An 18,766-nucleotide genomic window follows, 5' to 3' on the forward strand; every position below is an offset into this window, starting at 1 on the left:
ATCGCCTCGCGCGAGGAGATGATGACGATGGGCAGGATGAGGAGCGCGAGCGTCGCGCCGCCGATGAGGACCGTCCCCGTCGGCTGGCCGAGGTAGGTGACGAACACGCCGAGTCCGAGCAGGCCGTAGACGACCGAGGGGACGCCGGCGAGGTTCGAGATGTTCACGTCGATGAATCGGGTGAAGGCGTTGTCCGGGGCGTACTCCTCGAGGTACACCGCCGCGCCGACGCCGAGCGGGAACGAGAGGGCGGCGACCGTCGCCATCAGCAGGATGGAGCCGCCGATGGCCGGGTAGAGGCCGGCGTTCTCCGCGGTCCCGCTGTGGGCGCTCGTGAGGAACTGCCAGTCGACCCACGACTGCGGGCCGGCGAAGCCGAGCGCGTCGACCGCGACCGCGCCGACGAGCGACCCGCCGATGATGACGCCCGCGAGCAGCAGGCCGATTCGCTCCTGTTCGCGGGTGACCGCCGCGCCGCCGGCGTAGGCCAGCGTCGGGACGAACGCGACCGACGTGACGACGGCGGCGGCGTTGGCGTCGACGCCGAGCGTCGGACCGACGACGGCCGCGAGACCGGTCAGGACGAGCGCGGACGCGCCCGCGGCGAGGCCCGCGGTGGTGTCCTCACGGATGCGGGCGACGTACTGACCGACGACGACCGCGGCCACGCCGCCAAGGACGAGCGTCAGAATCATCCAGTCGGCGGGGACCACGGGGAGTTGACGGACGATTTCGGGGATGCTGTGGAAGTACCCCGGCACGCCGACGAGCGAGAGAATAAACGCGGCACCGGTCGCGGCGACGCGGAGGGTAAAGGGAATCTGCTGTTCGTACTTGGTCAGGACGACCGTGAGCGCCGCCGGAACGAGGAGGCCGACGACGTACGACAGGCCGGTCAGCGGCGGGACGATGTCGACGAAGACGATGGCGACGCCGCCACTGAACAGCAGGAACACCCCGAGCATCCCGATGACCATCCCGCCGAGCTTGAGCGCCGGGACGTTCCGGCGGGCGAGAGAGCCGCCGACGACCGCCGTGGGGACGACGAGCGTCAGGAAGAAGGTGAGATGCCAGCCGAGGTCGGCGGTGAGCGGGCGAATCGCGTCGTTGGCGACGTAGATGAGGAGGATGGCGAGCGTGACGATGCCGAACATCGTCGCGCCCAACAACAGGTACCGGAAGACGGTTCCGGTGGTTCGGCTGACCTGTCCGAACCCGTCTGCGTAACTCGATTCGGTGTCGGTCGACATCTCAGTATGCCTCCCGGTAGCGTCGCGAGACGTAGTCGCTGATGACGTTCATGATGAGTGTGATGACGAAGAGCACGAGGCCGATGGCGAACAGGCTGCGGTAGGCCAGCCCGCCGCCGGTGATGTCACCGGTGAGAAGCTGGACCATCGCAGCGGTCATGGGCAGCGCGCCTTCGAGGTACGACGCGGGGTTGAGCGGGTTGAGGAACTTCGCCTGCGCGCCCGCAGCGACGGTGACGGCCATCGTCTCGCCGATGGCGCGCGAGAGCGCGAGGATGAAAGAAGAGAAGATACCGGAGAGGGCGGCGGGGACGACGATGCCGGTCGACACGTCGAACTTCGTCGCGCCCATGCCGTAGCCCGCCTGTCGGAGTTCGTCGGGGACGGCGGACATCGCGTCCTCGCTGATGGAGGCGACCATCGGGATGATCATGATGCCGACGACGATGCTCGCAGAGAGCATGTTGAACGTCCCGATGCCGGGGAAGACGACTTCCAGTGCCGGCGTGATGTAGATGAGCGCGAAGAAGCCGTAGACGACGGTCGGGACGCCGGCGAGGATTTCCAGCGCGGGTTTGAGAATCGAGCGCGCCTGTGCGCTCGCGTACTCGCTGAGGTAGATGGCGGTGGCGACGCCGAGCGGGAGCGCGATGACGGCCGACCCGATGGTGACCATCAGGGTCGCCGACACGAGCGCCAGCACGCCGAACTCTTGGCTGTGTATCTGCCAGGTGGTTCCGGTGAGGAAGTCGACGATAGACGCCGTCTCTCCCGCTACTCCCATCAGCGGGGCTGTCAGCGTGAAGAACTTGGCCGCCTCCGTGATGAGGAGCCCGACGATACTGAGGGTCGTCACGACGGACAACGCCGCGCACAGGAAGAAGAACGACCGCGTCAGTAGCTCACGCGGGGAGTTCTCCGTGTTCCGCGTGAGGTCGGTTTCGAGGTCATCTGTGCTCATTGGTTGGATTGAATCGTGGTGTATGAAAAAGCGCTTCGTTAGCTGATTCTGTCGGGGAAGCGGCTAGTTGGCTTCCTCGATGGCCGCGTTGAGCGTGTCGAGCATCTCCTGTTGCTCGTCTTCGCCGAGCGGGACGTAGCCGACCTCGTTGGCGACGATTTCACGGCTGGTGGAGTTCTCCATCCAGTAGCGGGCGAACTCCGCGACGTGGTCCTCCGCGAGCGACTCGCGGGCGGGGTAGGTAAACAGCGGGCGGGAAAGCGGGTTGTACTCGCCGGACAGCGCCGTGTCGAGCGACGGCTCGACGAACTCGCCGGCGTCGTTCTCGATGGGGACGGCCTGCACGGCGTCGGTGCTCTCGCTGTAGTACGCGAAGCCCATGTAGCCGATGGCGTACTCGGAGCCCTGGACGCCCTGGATGATGGTGCGGTCCTGCTCGGTCGCGGAGTAGTCCTGTCGGTGGCCCGGTCCTTCCTCGCCGATGATGGCCTCGATGAAGTAGTCGTACGTGCCGGAGGCGTCGGTGGGGCCGTAAATCTGAATCTCCTCGTCGGGCCACTCGGAGTTCACGTCGGACCACGTCGTCGGGGTCGACTCGGCCGAGAAGATGGTCCGGAGCTGTTCGACGGTGAGTCCGTCGCCGAGGAAGTCGTTGTCGTTGTTGACGATGACCGTCAGCGCGTCGGTGGCGACTTTGAGTTCGACGGGGGTCACGTCGTTGTCCTCACACTGCGTCTCTTCTTCGCCCTTGATGGGGCGCGAGGCGTTGTTGAAGTCGGTCTGACCCGTACAGAAGTAGTTCGCGAAGCCGCCACCGGAGCCGGTGGACTGGAGGTTGATATTGACCTCGGAGTGCTCGGTCTGGAAGCGCTCGCTCATTGCGGTCGCGAGCGGGAACACCGTCGAGGAGCCGGCGATATCGATGGTTCCCGAGAGCTCGTTGCTCCCGTCACCCGACGAGTCCTCACCCTCAGAGTCGCCGCCGGAGCCACCGCCGTCGGTGTTGTTCTCCGTACACCCGGCGAGTCCAGCGAGACCGGCCGCGCCCGAGGCAATCAGGAACTTACGCCGCGAAAGACCACTGTCCGAGTTACGCGTCATCGATTTTGACGAGCCGATTTTGGCGTAAATACCCTGCTATGACAACTATATAGTGATACGTTCCGGTATGTCCACAACGATTGATAACGTGTGACAAGAACGGGGCGTAATCGACGAAAGCAGCCGATTGTTCCATTCGTAGCCGTCTCGTGCGCGAACTTTCGCCGACGTGTCAGAAAACACGGGGACGCGGGCCGGCGGGAGCGGCGCAAAAACAACTACTGAGGGAGCGGTGTTTCGAGCTCGAATCGGCACGGGTCACGTTCGGTAGCGCTCATCACATAAAATGCGCCACCGATATATAGAGATAGACAGTTTTATTGTGTATTGAGAACCACCCACGGACATGGTCGAAACCCGAAAGGTGCAGGTGACGGGCGGTTCCACCTATACCGTCTCGATTCCCAAAGATTGGGCGACGGACAACGGCGTCTCGGCGGGGAGCGAAGTCGAGTTCTACCCGGAGGGGGACTCGCTGTTCTTGACCCCTCGCTCGGAGGAAGAACGCACCGAGGGCACCCTCGACATCGCGACCCTCGAAGGAGACGAACTCACCCGCGCCGTCATGACGATGTACGTAAGCGGGTTCGACATCATCGCGCTGGAGAGTTCGCGCATCACGACCGACCAACGCCGGACCATCCGCGAGGCGACCCAGAGCCTCGTCGGCCTCGAAGTGCTCGAAGAGACGCGCGACCGGGTCGTCATCCGCGACCTGCTCGACTCCTCCGAGCTCTCCATCCACAACGCGGTCACTCGGATGCGGCTCATCTCGCTTTCGATGCTCGAAGACGCCATCGCGGCCATCGCCGAGCAGGACGACGACATGGCCCGCGACGTCATCCAGCGCGACGACGACGTCGACCGCCTCTGGATGGTCGTCTCCCGAATCTTCCGGGCGACGCTCCGGACTCCGAAGGCCGCAGAAGAACTCGGCCTGCCCCGCGAAATCTGCTTCGACTACCAGTCCGCCGCCCGGCAACTGGAGCGCATCGGCGACCACGCGACCAAAATCGCCCACCTCTCATTGAACTTCGAAGAGCCCGTCGACGGCGAAATCGTCGAGGCGATTCAGGAACTGTTCGAGGAGACGAAGGCCGTCGTCAACGGCGGTATGGACGCGCTGTTCGCCGAGGAGAGCGACGAGGCGAGCCGCCTCGCCAACGAGTCCCGCGAGGCCGTCCAGGCCATCGACGCGAGCGCCCGCGGCATCGACGAACTCCTCCGCGGCCTCGACCCGGCCCGCGCGCAACTGCTCGGCCTCATCGTCGACTCCGTCTCCCGGAGCGCCGACTACGGTGGTAACATCGCCGAGACGGCGCTTCAGAAGGCCGCGCCGACGCCCTGACCGGCCACGAGCGGCCAGCCGCGACGCCGCTTTTATCGCTCACTTCTTGTTCCGGATTCGACTTCGACCGAACCACGCCCGCGAGCGACGGCCGCGGGGCTCACGGGGTAAAACAGTCGAGCCGCGCCGAAACGACGACGCGGGGAGAGAGACTTACTCTTCGTCGACGACGACGGCGTTGACCTGCCCGTCCTGACCGGGGCGGGAGGTGACGCGGGCGCGGCCGGCGCTCGTGTCGATGATGGAGCCCTTCGTGATGATGTTCCGGCGGGCGTAGTTGACGTTCGACGGGTTGTCGAAGACGCCTTCGATGTCGGCCTGCGTCACGTCGGAGCCGTCGGCGACCTGCGCGACGTTCGTCGAGAGGGCGCGGACCTTCTCGTTGTTACCGCGGGAGTCGATGATCTGGAACCGGGGCTCGCCGACCGTCGTGGCGGCGGGTTCGCGGCCCAGCTGGTAGCGCTTCTTGTTTCGGGACGGCTTGCGCCGACCGCCGGTCCGCTTCCGCTTGGAGCGTCCTTGGTCCTTCATACGGGGTAAAAACCTCGGTGACTACTTGAATCGCTCGAATCGGTGCTCGGCGGAGACGGGTGACACCACGTCTCTCGGGCGCGATGGCAACGCAAACCGTTTAGTTCGCCCGCGCCCGCCGTCGAACCGATGAGTCTCGACGTCACCGTCGCCGTCCCCTTCCGGCAACACGGCTCGACCCGCCTCGGCGAGGGCGAGTTCGTCGTCGCCCTGTCGCTCGACCGCGACTGGTTCTCCCCGGACCAGGCGAAGCGCCTCATCGACCTCGCCGCGGGCCGCGGCCTCGTCGAGCGCGACGACGGCGAGGTCGTCGCGACGTTCGACCCCGCCGAGGTACGGATACCCGAGGAGTTCGAACCCGACGCCTCCGTCCTCCGCGAGCAGTCGGCGTTCGAGCAGATTCTCGACGCCTGCGTCGCCGCCGGCATCGAAAAACAGGCCGCCGTCGCCGGCATCAACGAGCGACAGTCCCGCCTCGGCGTCACCGCCGAGGCCGCCGCGGTCCTCTTCGCACGCGCAAACGAGGTGAACGTGGACGACGCGGCCGAGAAAGCAAAGCGGTCGCTGGCCGAGTAGCGTCCTCCCGTCTTTTCGCTTCGCCCCTCCGCCCGCCAGCGAAGCGACACCCCGAAACCGTCCGGGCGCGAACGGCCGGCATGGTCGTCGATTCGCTCTCCGACGGGACACGCATCGCCCAACTGCTCGCCTCGGAGGTAACGGGCCACGAAGACGCCTTTTCCGTTCTCTCCGTCGTCGACGCCGACCCCGACGTGGAACCGACCGACGACGGCGCGCTCGCCTACGCGGTCGCCGCCGGCGACGAGCGCGTCGCCGAGGTGTACGTCCAGCCCGACCGCGCCCGCGTCGAGTTCCTCGCCCACCCCGACGTGACCGCCGAGGCCGCCTCCGAGGAGGGGCTTCGCGTCCGCCCGAAGGCGGTCCGCCCGCCGCGGACGCTCGTGTTCGTCGAGGACGGCGCGCAGGTGAAGTGGACGCTCCCGGCGTTCCGCGCGCTGGTCGCGGCGCTCGAAGCCGAGGGCCGAGACCAATAAAATCCGCCCGCCGCGCGACCGACTCAGAGGTCCGCGACGAGTTCCGGAAGCGCCGTCGGCAGGTCGTCGTGGTGGATGTGTGCGACCGCCCGCGGGTCGGGGTCGTCACAGCCTTCGCCGAGCACCTGCACCGGGAGCAGCCCTGCGTCGTGCGCGCCGGCGATGTCGTGGTGGACGCTGTCGCCGACGTAGACGGTCTCTTCGGGCTCGGTTCCGAGCTCGTCGAGCAGGGCATCGAACGCCCGCCGGTCCGGCTTTCCGGCGGGGAGCGCGCCCGTCACGAGCGCCGTGTCGAAGTGGTCGCGCCAACCGAGTTTGTCGATTTTCGCCTCTTGGGCCACGACCGGCCCGTTGGTGAGGAGGCCGACGCGGTAGGTCGTCCGCAGGCCGGCGAGCATCGCCTCGACGCCCTCGACGGGGACGACCGCGTCGGTGATTCGCTCTCTGTACGCCGTTGCGACGTGCTCCGGGTCGACGGTGGAGTCGTGCTCGTCGAGGAGGGTCTCGAAGATGGGCGCGCGGGTCTCGCGCGTGAGGTTCTCTTGGTGTGCCCGGAGATACGCCTCTCGGGTCAACGGGGGCGCGCCCGCCGCCGCCGCCGCCTCCGAGAGAATCGTCTCGCGGTCCCGCGTCGGAACCGCGAGTGTGTAGTCGAGGTCGAACCCGACCGCGCTGACAGACATTCTCGGCGAAGCGTTGGCAACGGAGCGATATGAGCGTGCCGGGACCTGTCGAGGGGGCGACCCGTCGCGCGTCGGCTCGCCGCGGGCCAGTCCGGACGACGCCTCACCGGCGACGACAACCACTATACCCGTCGGCGACGACGCCGAGATATGACCCTCGACCCCGTCCACGTGGACGACATCGCGTCCATGGCGAGTTCCATCGCGGACTCGGTCGACGACGCCGACTACGACGACCTCGCGCGGACGGTCTGGGAATCGTGGCTCGACCCCCTCGAATCGCCCGATGGGGGACTTCCCATCGTCGAACCGCTCGGGGAACAGCGCCTCCACGCCGCCGCCATCGACGACGTCGCGCTCACGGAGTCGCCGTTTCCGACCGTCCACGGCCTCGACTCGGGGACCATCAACCCGACGACGTTCAAAAACGGGCTCGTCCTCGACGTGGCCCACGCCGCGATGGCCGCCGAGCCGTCGGACCTCGACCTCCACCGACACCGCTCTATCGTCATGGCGGCGCACACCCACGACCCGGTCCAGTTTTTCGACACCGACGAGTGGCTCCGGTCCGACGAGGGCTACGGCCGCCGGCGCGTGCTGAGCGTCCCGCGGGTCAACCGCTACGCCGAGGGCGTCGTCCACGCGCTCGCGCTCTACCTCGCCGAGAGCGCCCACGCGCTCGAACACGCCGACGCCGTCTCCGACCTGCTCATCCTCGACGGACCGGTGTACCCGAAGGAACTCCTGAACTGGCGCGACCGCGACGCCGAACTGAAGGACCTCGCGCGCGACGCGAAGCCGAAGGCCGTCGTCGAGAACTACATCCGACTCGTCGAGCGCTTCGTCGAGCGGGACGTGCCCCTCGCCGGCTTCGTGAAGAATCCCGGCGCGAAACACGTCGTCCGCACGGTCAGAAAACAGCTCGACGGGAACGACGCCGGCAGGCGGCCGTGGGTCGACGACGCCGCCTTCTTCGTCAACCTGCTCGAACGCCGGGAGGGCCCCGACGGCGACGAGCGCCGCACCGAGGAGCTCACGTTCACGAGTTGGTTCGTCTCGCGCGGCGGCTCGGACCGCCAACTGAGCGCCGAGGGCGAGGCGTTCGGCATCGAGCGAACGCTCGACCCCGAGGCGTACACGGTGACGTTCTTCGTGCTGTACGACCCCCGAACCGACGTGTGCTACCGGGTCGAAGCGCCCTACGCGTTCACGAAGGACTCCGAGCGCCGCGCCGACCTGATGCACCACGTCGTCCGCGACGTGGCCGCCACGCGCGGGCCGCCGCTGGCGGTCGAGAAGGCCGACGAACTCGCGCGGGTGAGCGTCGGCGAGAAGGCCGCGCTCAGACGAAAGCTCTCGGAGAAACTCGACTCTGACCAGATGAAGAGCTACGACAATATCCGCTGGGTCGACGCCGACGAGTAAGAGTAGCGCGACCGAGGAGCGCGCCTCGGCGGTCGACCGCCCTCAGAGCGACGCGTCGCCCTCGGGAGAGCCTTCGTCGGCGGAGCGGTCCGCCGCGTCCGGCTGTTCGTCCTCCGGCGTCCCTTCCTCTTCGGGCCTGACGACCTCGACTCGTACGTCGTCGGCCGAGACGCCGACCCGCGCGAACTGCGTCTTGACGTGTTCTTTCGCGGCCGACAGCGCCTGCTCGCGGGTGTCGAAGCCGCGGGGGAGCGGCGTGTCGAAGGCGACCCGAATCGTCCGGCCGTCGATTTCGGTCTCCGACCCGCCGCTTTCGACCTCGTAGAACTCGTCGCAGACCCAGACGTAGGGCGCGTCCTCGTCCGGCGCGCCGCGGTAGGTCGGCGCTTGCTCCCCCCGTTCGAATATCGTACCGGTGAGTGCCGTGCCGCCGCCGTGACCGCGGACCAATAACATAGCCGGGCTAGGTGCGCGACACGGAAAAGTCGTACGCGACGCCCGAGAGCGCGTCATCCGGGACCGTTCGACAGGGGAACCGCGCGCCGTCGCCGACGCGTGGCTTTTTACTCGCCGCCCGCAAGCGTTGGAACATGACCGATTTGGGGGACTTCAGCGACTTCGCCGGCGACGACCCCGACGACTCGTCCGACGCGGACCGAGACAGGCCGGCCGCTGACGCCGCCGGAAACGGGCGCTCGGAGCGTTCCGAGGCCGCCGCGGGAGCCGAAACTGCGGCCGCCGCGAGCGCCGCCGGCGGTGATGGCGTCGAAACCGACTCCGGCGAGCGCGACGACGCCGGCTCGACTGACATGGGCGGCGTGACCGACGAGGCCGACGACCTGCAGTTCGACGACTACGACGCCAACCCCGTCGGCGACGAGCGGGGCGTCGGCGCGATTGCGGTCTCGCAGGGCCTGCGCGTGTCGGAGGACCCCGAGCGGACGGCGCTCCGGGCGTTCGTGACCGCGGGGAACCGCGAGCGCGTCCGCCTCGGGAAGTACCTCGTCGTCCCCTATCCCGACGACGAACTGCTGTTCTGTCGCATCGTCGGCTTGGAGTACGCCCAGGAGTTCCAGGCCGACGACGCGACCGAGATTCACGCCCGCCGGGCGATGCGCCGCCCCGCCGACGAGTTCGAGGAGCGCGATTTCAAGTTCATGGCCGAACTCGAACCCATCGCCGTCCTCTTTTCGGACCGCGGCGACCTCAAACGGCGGATGGTCGACCGCGTACCGAAACCGCAGGCGACGGTCGGCGAGGCCACCGACGCGACCCAGATTAAGACCGGCCTGAAGATTCCCGAGGAGGGCGTCTTCCTCGGCCACCTCTCCGTCGGCGGCGAGAAGGTCCGAACCGCGGCCCGACCGCCGACCATCGACTACCGCCTGAACGACGACTACACCGACGGCGACCCGCTCGTGTTCCGCCACACGCTGGTCGCCGGCGGCACCGGGTCGGGGAAGACCCACGCCTCGAAGAACATCCTGCGGCAGTACCTCTCGGCTGAACGGAGCTACGAGATGGACGACGGCCGTCAGGTCCAGACCGCGGTCGTCCAGTTCGACCCGCAGGACGAGTACGCCCAGATGCACGACGACAACCCAGACATGGACGACGAGACGGCCCGGCGCTACGAGCGCGAGGGCGTCGCCCACGGCGGCCACGACGACACCCTCGCGCTCGTCCCCAAGATGGCCGGGTCGTCGTACCCCGGCGCGAACCACCGCGCCGAGCAGTTGGAGTTCACCATCCCCTTCTCGATGGCGCGGGACCTCCCGTGGCTCGTCGCCGGCAGCAGCCTCAACGACAACCAGTACCCGGCGCTCACCGAACTCCTGAACCGCTTCTTCCGGAACTACGGCGATTCGGGGACGTACAAGCAGTTCCTCCAGTTCCTCGACGACCCGGCGCTGAAAGAGGAACTCCACGAGTCGGGGCGAGTCCACGAGGCCACCTTCGACGCGGTGAAACGCCGGGTCCGCGGCGTGCCGAGCGGGGTCTTCGACCAGGACGCCCGGCCCATAACCGAACTCGACCACGAACTCGTCCGCCCCGGCGGGCTGACGGTCGTGCCGACCTACCACCTCTCGTCGAGTCGGGCGAAGGAGCTGTTCGTCCTCGCGGTGTCGGCGCTGCTCATCGACGACAAACTCTCGAACGACCCGTCGAGCGACCGCATCAAGGAGACGCCGGTCGTCCTCGGGATGGACGAGGCGCACAACTTCCTCACCGACGCCGACACCGTACAGGCGCGGAAGGTCATCCAGAAGTTCACCGAGGCGGCCAAGCAGGGCCGAAAGGAGCGACTCGGCCTGTTTCTCATCACGCAGGACCCACAGGACATCGCCGACCCGGTGTTCAAGCAGGTGAACACGAAGGTCGTGCTCAACCTCGGTGACGAGGACGCCATCAAGAGCGTCAACATCCCGCCGAACCTCGAAGACAAGGTGCCGTACATGGAGAAAGGGCAGATGGTCGTCTACTCGCCCGATAACTCCGAGCCCGTCGAGCTGACGGGGCTTTCGACCTGCGTGACGCGACACGGCGACTGAGCACCCGGAACGTCCCGCGCCGTCCGTCGCAGACGACCGAGTCGCGGTTGTCCCGGCCCGCGCCCGCCGGGCGGATTTTTAGCCCGCGGCCGAGTAGGCCGCGACATGGCCGAACACGTGCTCGTTCCGACCGACGGGTCGCCGCAGTCAGTCGCCGCGGTCCGTTTCGCTGCCACGGAGTGGCCCGACGCGGAACTCACGCTTTTGAATGTCATCAACCCCGCCGACGCCGACTATCGTGAGCGGGCACTCAGCGGCTCCGAAGAGTGGTTTCAAGCGGAGAAACGAAAGTCGAGAGAGACGTTCGCCGAGGTGAAAGCCGAGGTGGGGCTCGTCGACACCGACAGGTCGGTCACCGACCGCATCGAGGTCGGCAGCCCGCAGAAAGTCATCGTCGAGGTTCTGGACGGCGACGACGCCGGCTACGACCACGTCGTGATGGGGAGCCACGGCCGAACCGGCGTCTCGCGCATCCTGCTCGGAAGCGTCGCCGAGGAGGTCCTCCGGCGGTCGCCGGTGCCGGTGACTATCGTCAGGTGAGTCGCGGCGAGCGGACGGCACCACAGAACCGTGTCTCCGACCTCGCGGTGACACGGGCGTCACCCAGTAGCGTGCTGATACGAGTACTGCGAGCACACCGGAATCGGCCGGTTCGACCGGATTGCAACGCCCTATTTTGGTGCCGCCCTTGGCGGGCATCAATGGAATTCACAGAGGTCGTAACGACTCGCCGTTCAGTCCACGAGTACGCCGACGAGTCGCTCGACGACGAGACTCTCCGGACGATATTCGAAAACGCCGTACAGGCCCCGTCGAGCTACAACCTCCAACCGTGGGAGTTCGTCGTACTGCGCGAAGACGAGACACAGCAGACGCTCCGCGAGGCGGCGTACGACCAAGAACACGTCACCGGTGCCGCCGCGTCGGTCATCGTGCTCGGTAACAAGGACCCCGAGGCCCACGCCGAGACCGTCACCGACGACATGCTGGAGAAGGGCTACCTGCCGAGCGAGGAGGTCCGCGACGGTATCCTCGAAAACATCGCCGACATGGCGGACCTCCCCGAACAGGAGCGCCGCGTCTGGACCGTCCGCTCGACGTCGCTGGTCGCCATGTCGCTCATGTACGCCGCGTGGGACGAGGGCGTGGCCACCTGCCCCATCGGCGGGTTCGACGCTGACGCCGTCCTCGACGCGTTCGACATCGACGGCGAGCGGTACGAGCCCGTGATGCTTCTCACGATGGGCATCCCCGTCGACGACGCCGACGAGCTGCGGGCGGAACGCAAGTACCGCCGCCCAGTCGACGAGGTCGTCCACTTCGAGCGCTTCGAGTCCGAACAGTCCGCCGAACCGGCGCCCGCCGACGACTGAGGCGGCTGCAACAGGGGGGTCGCGCTTAGCCCTCTCACGGGAACCCGTACGGTCGTGCACAGAACCTCCGTGAGCCGAGAGGCGAAACGCAGGCTCAGAAAATATTCGCCTGCTGGTAGACGCTGATACCCTCGTTCGTGAGTTCGTAGGGCTTGGTCTCGCGGGAGTGGTTGGCATCGCGTATCTTCTGAATCTCGATTGCGAGCCGCGTCTCGCGGAAGTCGTCGTTTCGGACGTACTGGAGAACGAACACGGCGTCAGAGAGGTACTCGACGATACCGTGTCTGGAGACGTAGGGGTTGGACTGGTCCGCCTCGGAGGTGAGCATCGTCGTCACGCCCGCGTCCTTCAGCGACCGCGTGAAGTTGAACACCTCGCTGCGGCGCTTCGAGGGGTGGTCGTACATCATCTCCAAAAGCGAGACGGAGTCGAGGACGAGCCGGTCGGCACCGAACTCCTCGACCAGCCGCGGGAGGTCGTTTCGGATGCTCGACAGGCTGTTCGCCATCTCCACGGGGTCGAGGTCCACGACGGCCAGTCGGCCCTCGGCCTCGTGTTTCGAGAACTCCCACCCCTTCTCGTCGGCGGTGTCGAGGATGCGCTCGCGACTCTCTTCGAGCGTGATGTAGACGCCGCTGTCGCCGTCTTCGAGCGCCTTCCGGAGGAACTGCAGGCCGAACGTCGTCTTGCCGGTCCCGGCGCTCCCGATAGTGACCATGAGCGACCGCTCCGGGACGCCGCCGAGAATCATGTCGTCGAGGCCTTCGATGCCGATGTCGATGCGGTCGATGTCGGAATCGAGTTCCTCGTCGTCGAACGCCGGCGGCTCCGACTCCCCCGGATCCGGGCCGAATCCGAACTCGTCGTCGGACTGCGCGCCGCCGAGGCCGCCGCCCGCGTCGGGCATCGGCGCGTTCTCGAACGCCGTGGCGAAGTCGGTCGAAAACGGGTCGTCATCGCCGTCGAAGCGGTCGTCGTCACCGTCGAAGGGGGCGCGGTCATCGAACGACAGAGGCTCTCCGACGCCGCCGGCCCCGCTCTCGGGGCTGTCTTCCGACGGCTCGTACGCGGGGTCCGCGACCGCATCGCTCTCGGGAGACCCGTCGGTCTCACCGTCGTCGCGCTGCTCGCGTTCGTCCGGGTCCGCGTCGTCTGCGTCGGTCTCACCGTCGGCGCCCTCGCGGAGTGCCCGCTCGAACCAGTCGTCGTCACTCACGGGAGCCACCACCGAACGACAGCGCGGCCGGCGTCCGTGCCTGCCATCACCTCAAGGTAGGCAGGCGTCGTGATGAACGTTTCCCGTGCGCGGAGCTACCGCGCGGCGTCGAGCGGAGACGGGGCCGGGCGACGTGACGGTGGGCTTTTGCCGGGGGACGCCAAACCGCGGGGCATGAAGGTCGGCATCGTCGCACAGAAGGGCAACAGCCGGGCCGCGTACCTCGCGGCGGACGCGAGCGAGGCGCTCGCCGAGGTCGACGCCGAGGCGGTCGTCGACGCGGCGACCGCCGAGGAGTTGGGCGTCGAGGGCGCCCCCGTCGAGTCGCTCGACGACTGCGACCTCGTGGTGAGCATCGGCGGCGACGGAACGTTTCTCTACGCCGCCCGCGGTGCCGACGGCGTCCCCATCCTCGGCGTCAACCTCGGCGAGGTCGGCTTCCTGAACGCGGTCTCGCCCGACGACGCCATCGACGAGGTGTTGGCCGAGGTCGCCGCGTTCCGCGAGGGGAGCCAGTCGATTCGGGAGGTCCCCCGAATCGTCGCCAGCGGTGACGGCTGGGAGATGGACCCGTCGATGAACGAGGTCGTCGTCCACGGCCCGCGCCGGGGGCACGGCGGCGGCGCGGACTTGGAAGTCCGCGTGAACGGCTCCGTGTACTCCGGCGGCCACGCCGACGGCGTGCTCGTCACGACGCCCGCGGGGAGCTCCGCCTACAACCTCAGCGAGGGCGGCCCGCTCGTCCACCCCGGCGTCGAGGGGCTCGTCGTCACCGAGATGGCGGCCGACGAGGGGATGCCGCCACTCGTCGTCCCGCTGGACGCGGCCGTGACCGTCAGCGTCACCGACGCGGCGTCGGCGGTCGTCGTCGGCGACGGGCGGACCCGGCGAACGGTGTCGCCGCCGACGGAGATACGTATCGAGCGGTCCGACTCGCCGGTTCGACTCGCCGGTCCGACCTCCGACTTCTTCGAAGCGCTCGGAAAACTCGACTGAGCGCGCCGCCGCGGTCGGCTACTCCGCGAGTTCTCGTTCGCCCTCGTCGCCCGACGCCTCGGCGCGGGGGAGCGGCGTCCAGTCGATGTCGACCACGTTATCCGGCCGGCCGCGGAGCCCTGGCCGGGAGACGACCTCGAACGTCCGGTTTTCGGTCTCGCGGGTGAAAAGCGAGTGCGCGAGGACGTTCGCCACGTCCGCGCGCGGGACGCTCCCGCAGACCGAGTCGCCGCCCTCGCCGACGACCACGTCGGCGGTCGCGGGGGCGTCGGTGAGCGCGCCGGGCCTGATAATCGTGTGGTCGAGCGGCGCGTCTCGAAGCCGCGTCTCGCTTCGTTCCTTCGCCGAGAGGACGCCCGACGCGGTGAGAATCGCGCGGAGCGACAGCGGGAGTCCGCCCTTCGAGTCGCCGACACCGATAGAAGACACGAGAACGAACCGCTGCGCGCCGGAGGCGGTCGCGGCGTCCACGAGGTTCTCGACGCCCGCGCCGTCGACGAGGTCGCCGCGGATTGCGTCGAGTCCCGCCGAGACGCCGACCGCGGAGACGACGGCGTCGGCGTCGAGGACCGCCCGCCGGGCGTCGTCGGGGTCGAGGAGGTCGCCGACGACGACCTCGTCCGCGCCGCGCGCTCGGAGGTCGGATTCGGCGTCGGCGTCGCGGGTCAGCGCCCTGACGACGAGGGGAGTGTCCGCCAACGCGTCGAGGACGTGTCGGCCCGTCCGACCCGTCGCACCGGCGAGGAGGACGCGACCGCGATTGCGTGCCATACCCGCGCATGGGTGCGGGGCTCAATAACCTTCGGGAACGCGTCAAAAGTCCGGGGTGGCGGCGGTCGCCGGCCCGAGGAGAGAAGAACCGAGTCGGTGGGAAATCGAGGAATCGAGTCGGGGGGTTCGCGCGCCGACCGGTCGTTTACTGACCCCAGTTGGCGACGACGCGCGGGCGCTCGCCGACCGGGAGCACGTCGATGTCCTCGTCGGCCGCGCCGCGCGCTTCGAGGGCCGCCTTCGCGGAGGCGTACGTCGAGAAGTAGCTGACCTCCTCTTCGACGCAGTCGATGAGCGTCTCGCGGTCGCGGGAGACGACGAAGTCGAAGTTGTCCTCGCGGAGCATCGTGAGGAAGTCGTCGACGTCCTCGGGCGTGAGCACCTCGTAGTACTCGCCGAAGGCGTCGAGCAGTTCCTGTCCGGCCTCGCTGTCGGCGTCGGGGAACTCGGGGTCCGCGAGGTCGACGTAGATGGTTCCGTCGGCCGGAATCGGGTCGTTGGCGGCCGACTGGGCCTTCTCGTAGGCCTTCCCGAACGAGGTCGCGGTTCCCATGACCTCACCCGTGGACTTCATCTCCGGGCCGAGACGCGGGTCCGAACCCGGCAGGCGGTCGAACGGGAGGACGACCTCCTTGACCGACACCTGCTCGGGAATCTGCTCGCTCACGTCGAGGTCGGCGAGCGAGTTGCCGGCCATGACCTTCGCCGCGAGCTTGGCGATTGGGACGCCCGTGGCCTTCGAGACGAACGGGACGGTGCGCGAGGACCGCGGGTTGGCTTCGAGGACGTACACGTCGTTCGAGCCCTCCTCGTTCTGCTTGACCGCGAGCTGGACGTTCATCAGGCCGACCGTGTCGAGGGCGCTGGCGATGTCCTCCGTAACCTCGCGGACGCGGGCCATCGTCCCGTCGTCGAGCGAGCGCGGCGGAATCATACAGGCGGAGTCGCCGGAGTGGACGCCGGCGGCCTCGACGTGCTCCATCACGCCGCCGATGAGAACGTTCTCGCCGTCGGAGACGGCGTCAACGTCGAGTTCGACGCCGTCGGCGAGGAACTCGTCGATGAGGATGGGCTTGTCGGGGGAGACGCGAACGGCCTCCTCGATGTACTCCTTGAGCTCCGCGTCGGAGTGGACGATTTCCATCGCGCGGCCGCCGAGGACGTACGACGGGCGAACGAGCACGGGGTAGCCGAGGTCGTTGGCGAGGTCGAGCGCCTCTTCCTCGCTGGTCGCGGAGCCGCCTTCGGGCTGGAGGATACCGAGGTCGTCCATCAGGCGGTTGAAGCGGTCGCGGTCCTCGGCGAGGTCCATCGCGTCGATGGTCGTGCCGAGAATCTCGCAGTCGACGCCGCGGCGGTCGAGTTCGGATTCGAGCGGGTGGCCGATGTTGACCGAGGTCTGCCCGCCGAACTGGAGCATGACGCCGTCGGCGTCGATGGCCTCGATGACGTCGGCGACCTCTTCGGCCGTGATGGGCTCGAAGAAGAGGCCGTCGGAGGTGTCGTAGTCGGTCGACACCGTCTCGGGGTTGTTGTTGACGACGTGCGCGTCGATGCCCATGTCGCGGAGCGCCTGCACCGCGTGGACCGAACAGTAGTCGAACTCGACGCCCTGTCCGATGCGGATGGGACCGCCGCCGACGACGACGACGCTCTCCATGTCGCGGTCGACGCGGAGTTCGTTACCGGCCGAGTCGCCCTCGAAGGGCCCGCGGAAGAACTCGGGCTTGCGCGCGGAGTAGTAGTACGGCGTCTGCGCGGCGAACTCGCCGGCGCAGGTGTCGACCTGCTTGTAGGTGCGGCCGGGGACGTCCTGTTCGACCTCGCCGACGCTCGTACCGGTCGCCGCGGCGATGCTGGCGTTGGTGTGGCCGGCGGAGGCGGCGGCGGCGAAGTCGCCCTCGGAGGCGGCTTCGACCGCCTCGACGACGCGGCCGAAGCGCTCGACGTACCACTCGTGGATGTCGGTCAGTTCGACCACGTCCTCCGTGGTGTAGCCGCGCTCGAACGCCTCGAAGATGGCGTACGGGCGGTCGGGGGTCGGCGTTTCGAGGTACTCGGCTTCGAGTTCCTCGTCGGAGACCTCGTCCCAGTCGGCGGCGGGGTCGTACTCGGACGAACGGAGCGCTTTCAGAAGCGACTCCTCGAAGGTGCGTCCGATGGACATCGCCTCGCCGGTGGACTTCATGGCCGTCGAGAGCTCGAAGTCCACGTCGGTGAACTTGTCCTTGGGCCACCGCGGAACCTTCGTGACCACGTAGTCGATTGCGGGCTCGAAGGCGGCGGTGGTCTCGCCGGTGATTTCGTTCGTAATCTCGTGGAGGCGCTTGCCGAGGGCGACCTTCGCGGTGACGCGGGCGATGGGGTAGCCGGTCGCCTTCGAGGCGAGCGCGGAGGAGCGCGAGACGCGCGGGTTCACCTCGACGACGCGGTACTCGCCGCCGGGGGTGCCGTCGTCGTGCCACGCGAACTGGATGTTACAGCCGCCCTGAATGCCGAGTTCGCGGATGACTCCGAGCGCGGCGTCGCGCATCTCCTGGTGGCCCTCGTCGGGGATGACCTGCGAGGGCGTGACGACGGTGGACTCGCCGGTGTGAATCCCCATCGGGTCGATGTTCTCCATGTTGCAGATGATGATACACGAGTCGTCGGCGTCGCGCATCACCTCGTATTCGAGTTCGACCCACCCGGAGATGGACTCCGTGATGAGCACCTCGCTGTTGCGCGAGAGGCGAAGTCCCTTGCGGACGCGGGAGACGAGTTCGTCCATCTCGTGGACGACGCCGGAGCCGGAGCCGCCGAGCGTGTACGTCGTCCGCGAGATGACCGGCAGGCCGCCGACGGCGTCGACGGAGGCTTCGACGCGCTCTTCGAGGGCCTCCTCGGTGATGTTCTCGACCGCCTCGTCTTCCTCCAGCGAGATGGTCGTCGACTTCGGGACGGGCTGACCGATTTTCTCCATGCGCTGGCGGAAGAGGTCGCGGTCCTCCGTCGCGTAGATGGTGTCGAGCGGCGTGCCCATGATGTCCACGTCGAACTCCTCGAGGACGCCTTCCTCTGCGAGTTCGGCCGTGACGTTGAGTCCGGTCTGACCGCCCAGTCCGGCGATGACGCCGTCGGGGCGCTCGCGTTCGATAATCTCGGAGATGGCCTCGGTCGTGATGGGTTCGATGTAGACCTTGTCGGCCATCTCGGGGTCGGTCATGATGGTCGCGGGGTTCGAGTTGACGAGGACAACTCGCGCGCCTTCCTCTCGGAGCGCGCGGCAGGCCTGCGCGCCGGAGTAGTCGAATTCCGCCGCCTGTCCAATCTGGATTGGGCCGCTTCCGATGAGCAAAATCGTCCGGTCCTCTGTACCTTGCTGAGGTCCGGCCGAGGTGTCCTCGTCAGTCATCGTCGGAATCCAATCCGCACATCGTAATAAGTCCGGCGAAAAATTACGAGGTCCGAAACTCGATTGCGAATTTCGAAAATGTTGCCGAACGCCGCTGTCGCGCCCGGGGAAGG

17 protein-coding genes are annotated in these 18,766 nt (G+C 67.6%); 8 read left to right on the forward strand and 9 right to left on the reverse strand.

The features are described 5' to 3' along the window. The 3 genes from C457_RS14115 to C457_RS14125 all read right to left on the reverse strand — a co-directional run. Nucleotides 1-1,250, reverse strand: a 1,250-nt coding sequence (locus C457_RS14115) for a hypothetical protein (protein WP_008095633.1), incomplete at its 3' end; no start/stop codon positions are given. 1 nt (nt 1,251) lies between these two features. After that, nucleotides 1,252-2,211 (reverse strand): phosphate ABC transporter permease subunit PstC, encoded by a 960-nt coding sequence (pstC, locus tag C457_RS14120; protein WP_008095634.1) that lies wholly within the window; start codon nt 2,209-2,211, stop codon nt 1,252-1,254. Nucleotides 2,212-2,274: 63 nt separating this feature from the next. Further along, a complete protein-coding gene (locus C457_RS14125) occupies nt 2,275-3,312 on the reverse strand; it encodes a PstS family phosphate ABC transporter substrate-binding protein (protein WP_008095635.1) in 1,038 nt (345 codons plus the stop codon). 346 nt (nt 3,313-3,658) lie between these two features. Here C457_RS14125 and C457_RS14130 point away from each other — a divergent pair, with 346 nt between their 5' ends. Continuing rightward, complete coding sequence (locus C457_RS14130; RefSeq protein ID WP_008095637.1) at nt 3,659-4,660, forward strand: phosphate uptake regulator PhoU; 1,002 nt, start codon at nt 3,659-3,661, stop codon at nt 4,658-4,660. A gap of 153 nt (nt 4,661-4,813) precedes the next feature. On the opposite strand, the gene C457_RS14135 is transcribed toward C457_RS14130, so the two are convergent. Next, entirely contained in the window at nt 4,814-5,191 is a 378-nt protein-coding gene (locus tag C457_RS14135) for a 30S ribosomal protein S8e (RefSeq protein WP_008095639.1), read from the reverse strand. A 129-nt stretch (nt 5,192-5,320) separates the two neighbouring features. On the opposite strand from C457_RS14135, the gene C457_RS14140 reads away from it, so the two are divergent. Together C457_RS14140 and C457_RS14145 are read left to right on the forward strand one after the other, a co-directional pair. Beyond that, on the forward strand, nt 5,321-5,767 hold the full coding sequence (locus tag C457_RS14140; RefSeq protein ID WP_004975365.1) for a DUF2240 family protein: 447 nt from the start codon (nt 5,321-5,323) through the stop codon (nt 5,765-5,767). An 80-nt stretch (nt 5,768-5,847) separates the two neighbouring features. After that, nucleotides 5,848-6,243: a hypothetical protein gene (locus C457_RS14145; protein WP_008095642.1), complete on the forward strand. Its 396-nt coding sequence runs from the start codon at nt 5,848-5,850 to the stop codon at nt 6,241-6,243. Nucleotides 6,244-6,266: 23 nt separating this feature from the next. On the opposite strand, the gene C457_RS14150 is transcribed toward C457_RS14145, so the two are convergent. Beyond that, complete coding sequence (locus tag C457_RS14150; protein WP_004975368.1) at nt 6,267-6,926, reverse strand: HAD family hydrolase; 660 nt, start codon at nt 6,924-6,926, stop codon at nt 6,267-6,269. Nucleotides 6,927-7,076: 150 nt separating this feature from the next. On the opposite strand from C457_RS14150, the gene C457_RS14155 reads away from it, so the two are divergent. Next, nucleotides 7,077-8,351, forward strand: a complete 1,275-nt coding sequence (locus tag C457_RS14155; RefSeq protein ID WP_008095643.1) for a DNA double-strand break repair nuclease NurA — start codon at nt 7,077-7,079, stop codon at nt 8,349-8,351. A gap of 42 nt (nt 8,352-8,393) precedes the next feature. Here the strand turns inward: C457_RS14155 and C457_RS14160 are convergent, their stop codons facing one another. Next, on the reverse strand, nt 8,394-8,807 hold the full coding sequence (locus C457_RS14160) for a DUF7113 family protein (protein WP_008095645.1): 414 nt from the start codon (nt 8,805-8,807) through the stop codon (nt 8,394-8,396). Between the two features lie 134 nt (nt 8,808-8,941). On the opposite strand from C457_RS14160, the gene C457_RS14165 reads away from it, so the two are divergent. From C457_RS14165 to C457_RS14175, 3 genes are all read left to right on the forward strand, one after another. Beyond that, nucleotides 8,942-10,903, forward strand: a complete 1,962-nt coding sequence (locus tag C457_RS14165) for an ATP-binding protein (RefSeq protein ID WP_049913610.1) — start codon at nt 8,942-8,944, stop codon at nt 10,901-10,903. A gap of 105 nt (nt 10,904-11,008) precedes the next feature. Beyond that, the gene (locus C457_RS14170; protein WP_008095648.1) at nt 11,009-11,443 is read left to right on the forward strand and encodes a universal stress protein; all 435 of its coding nucleotides are present in this window, start codon (nt 11,009-11,011) and stop codon (nt 11,441-11,443) included. A 161-nt stretch (nt 11,444-11,604) separates the two neighbouring features. Continuing rightward, nucleotides 11,605-12,276, forward strand: a complete 672-nt coding sequence (locus C457_RS14175) for a nitroreductase family protein (RefSeq protein ID WP_008095651.1) — start codon at nt 11,605-11,607, stop codon at nt 12,274-12,276. Nucleotides 12,277-12,370: 94 nt separating this feature from the next. Here the strand turns inward: C457_RS14175 and C457_RS14180 are convergent, their stop codons facing one another. Continuing rightward, a complete protein-coding gene (locus tag C457_RS14180; protein WP_008095653.1) occupies nt 12,371-13,492 on the reverse strand; it encodes a KaiC domain-containing protein in 1,122 nt (373 codons plus the stop codon). A gap of 174 nt (nt 13,493-13,666) precedes the next feature. Between C457_RS14180 and C457_RS14185 the strand changes: the two genes are divergently transcribed. Beyond that, entirely contained in the window at nt 13,667-14,488 is an 822-nt protein-coding gene (locus C457_RS14185) for an NAD(+)/NADH kinase (RefSeq protein ID WP_008095656.1), read from the forward strand. Nucleotides 14,489-14,506: 18 nt separating this feature from the next. Here C457_RS14185 and C457_RS14190 read toward each other — a convergent pair whose 3' ends face one another. Beyond that, nucleotides 14,507-15,259, reverse strand: coding sequence for an SDR family oxidoreductase (locus tag C457_RS14190; protein ID WP_008095661.1), 753 nt, complete (start codon nt 15,257-15,259; stop codon nt 14,507-14,509). Between the two features lie 145 nt (nt 15,260-15,404). Then, nucleotides 15,405-18,653 (reverse strand): carbamoyl-phosphate synthase large subunit, encoded by a 3,249-nt coding sequence (gene carB / locus C457_RS14195; RefSeq protein WP_008095662.1) that lies wholly within the window; start codon nt 18,651-18,653, stop codon nt 15,405-15,407. Between the last annotated feature and the right edge of the window lie 113 nt (nt 18,654-18,766).

The organism is Haloferax prahovense DSM 18310, assembly GCF_000336815.1.
In the GTDB taxonomy this organism is placed as follows: domain Archaea; phylum Halobacteriota; class Halobacteria; order Halobacteriales; family Haloferacaceae; genus Haloferax; species Haloferax prahovense.

Coding starts and splice junctions, on each gene's coding strand:
- pstC (WP_008095634.1), bottom strand. CDS start 2,211: ATGAGCACAGATGACCTCGAAACCGACCTCACGCGGAACACGGAGAAC.
- C457_RS14130 (WP_008095637.1), top strand. CDS start 3,659: ATGGTCGAAACCCGAAAGGTGCAGGTGACGGGCGGTTCCACCTATACC.
- carB (WP_008095662.1), bottom strand. CDS start 18,653: ATGACTGACGAGGACACCTCGGCCGGACCTCAGCAAGGTACAGAGGAC.
- C457_RS14125 (WP_008095635.1), bottom strand. CDS start 3,312: ATGACGCGTAACTCGGACAGTGGTCTTTCGCGGCGTAAGTTCCTGATT.
- C457_RS14190 (WP_008095661.1), bottom strand. CDS start 15,259: ATGGCACGCAATCGCGGTCGCGTCCTCCTCGCCGGTGCGACGGGTCGG.
- C457_RS14140 (WP_004975365.1), top strand. CDS start 5,321: ATGAGTCTCGACGTCACCGTCGCCGTCCCCTTCCGGCAACACGGCTCG.
- C457_RS14150 (WP_004975368.1), bottom strand. CDS start 6,926: ATGTCTGTCAGCGCGGTCGGGTTCGACCTCGACTACACACTCGCGGTT.
- C457_RS14135 (WP_008095639.1), bottom strand. CDS start 5,191: ATGAAGGACCAAGGACGCTCCAAGCGGAAGCGGACCGGCGGTCGGCGC.
- C457_RS14175 (WP_008095651.1), top strand. CDS start 11,605: ATGGAATTCACAGAGGTCGTAACGACTCGCCGTTCAGTCCACGAGTAC.
- C457_RS14165 (WP_049913610.1), top strand. CDS start 8,942: ATGACCGATTTGGGGGACTTCAGCGACTTCGCCGGCGACGACCCCGAC.
- C457_RS14145 (WP_008095642.1), top strand. CDS start 5,848: ATGGTCGTCGATTCGCTCTCCGACGGGACACGCATCGCCCAACTGCTC.
- C457_RS14185 (WP_008095656.1), top strand. CDS start 13,667: ATGAAGGTCGGCATCGTCGCACAGAAGGGCAACAGCCGGGCCGCGTAC.
- C457_RS14170 (WP_008095648.1), top strand. CDS start 11,009: ATGGCCGAACACGTGCTCGTTCCGACCGACGGGTCGCCGCAGTCAGTC.
- C457_RS14155 (WP_008095643.1), top strand. CDS start 7,077: ATGACCCTCGACCCCGTCCACGTGGACGACATCGCGTCCATGGCGAGT.
- C457_RS14160 (WP_008095645.1), bottom strand. CDS start 8,807: ATGTTATTGGTCCGCGGTCACGGCGGCGGCACGGCACTCACCGGTACG.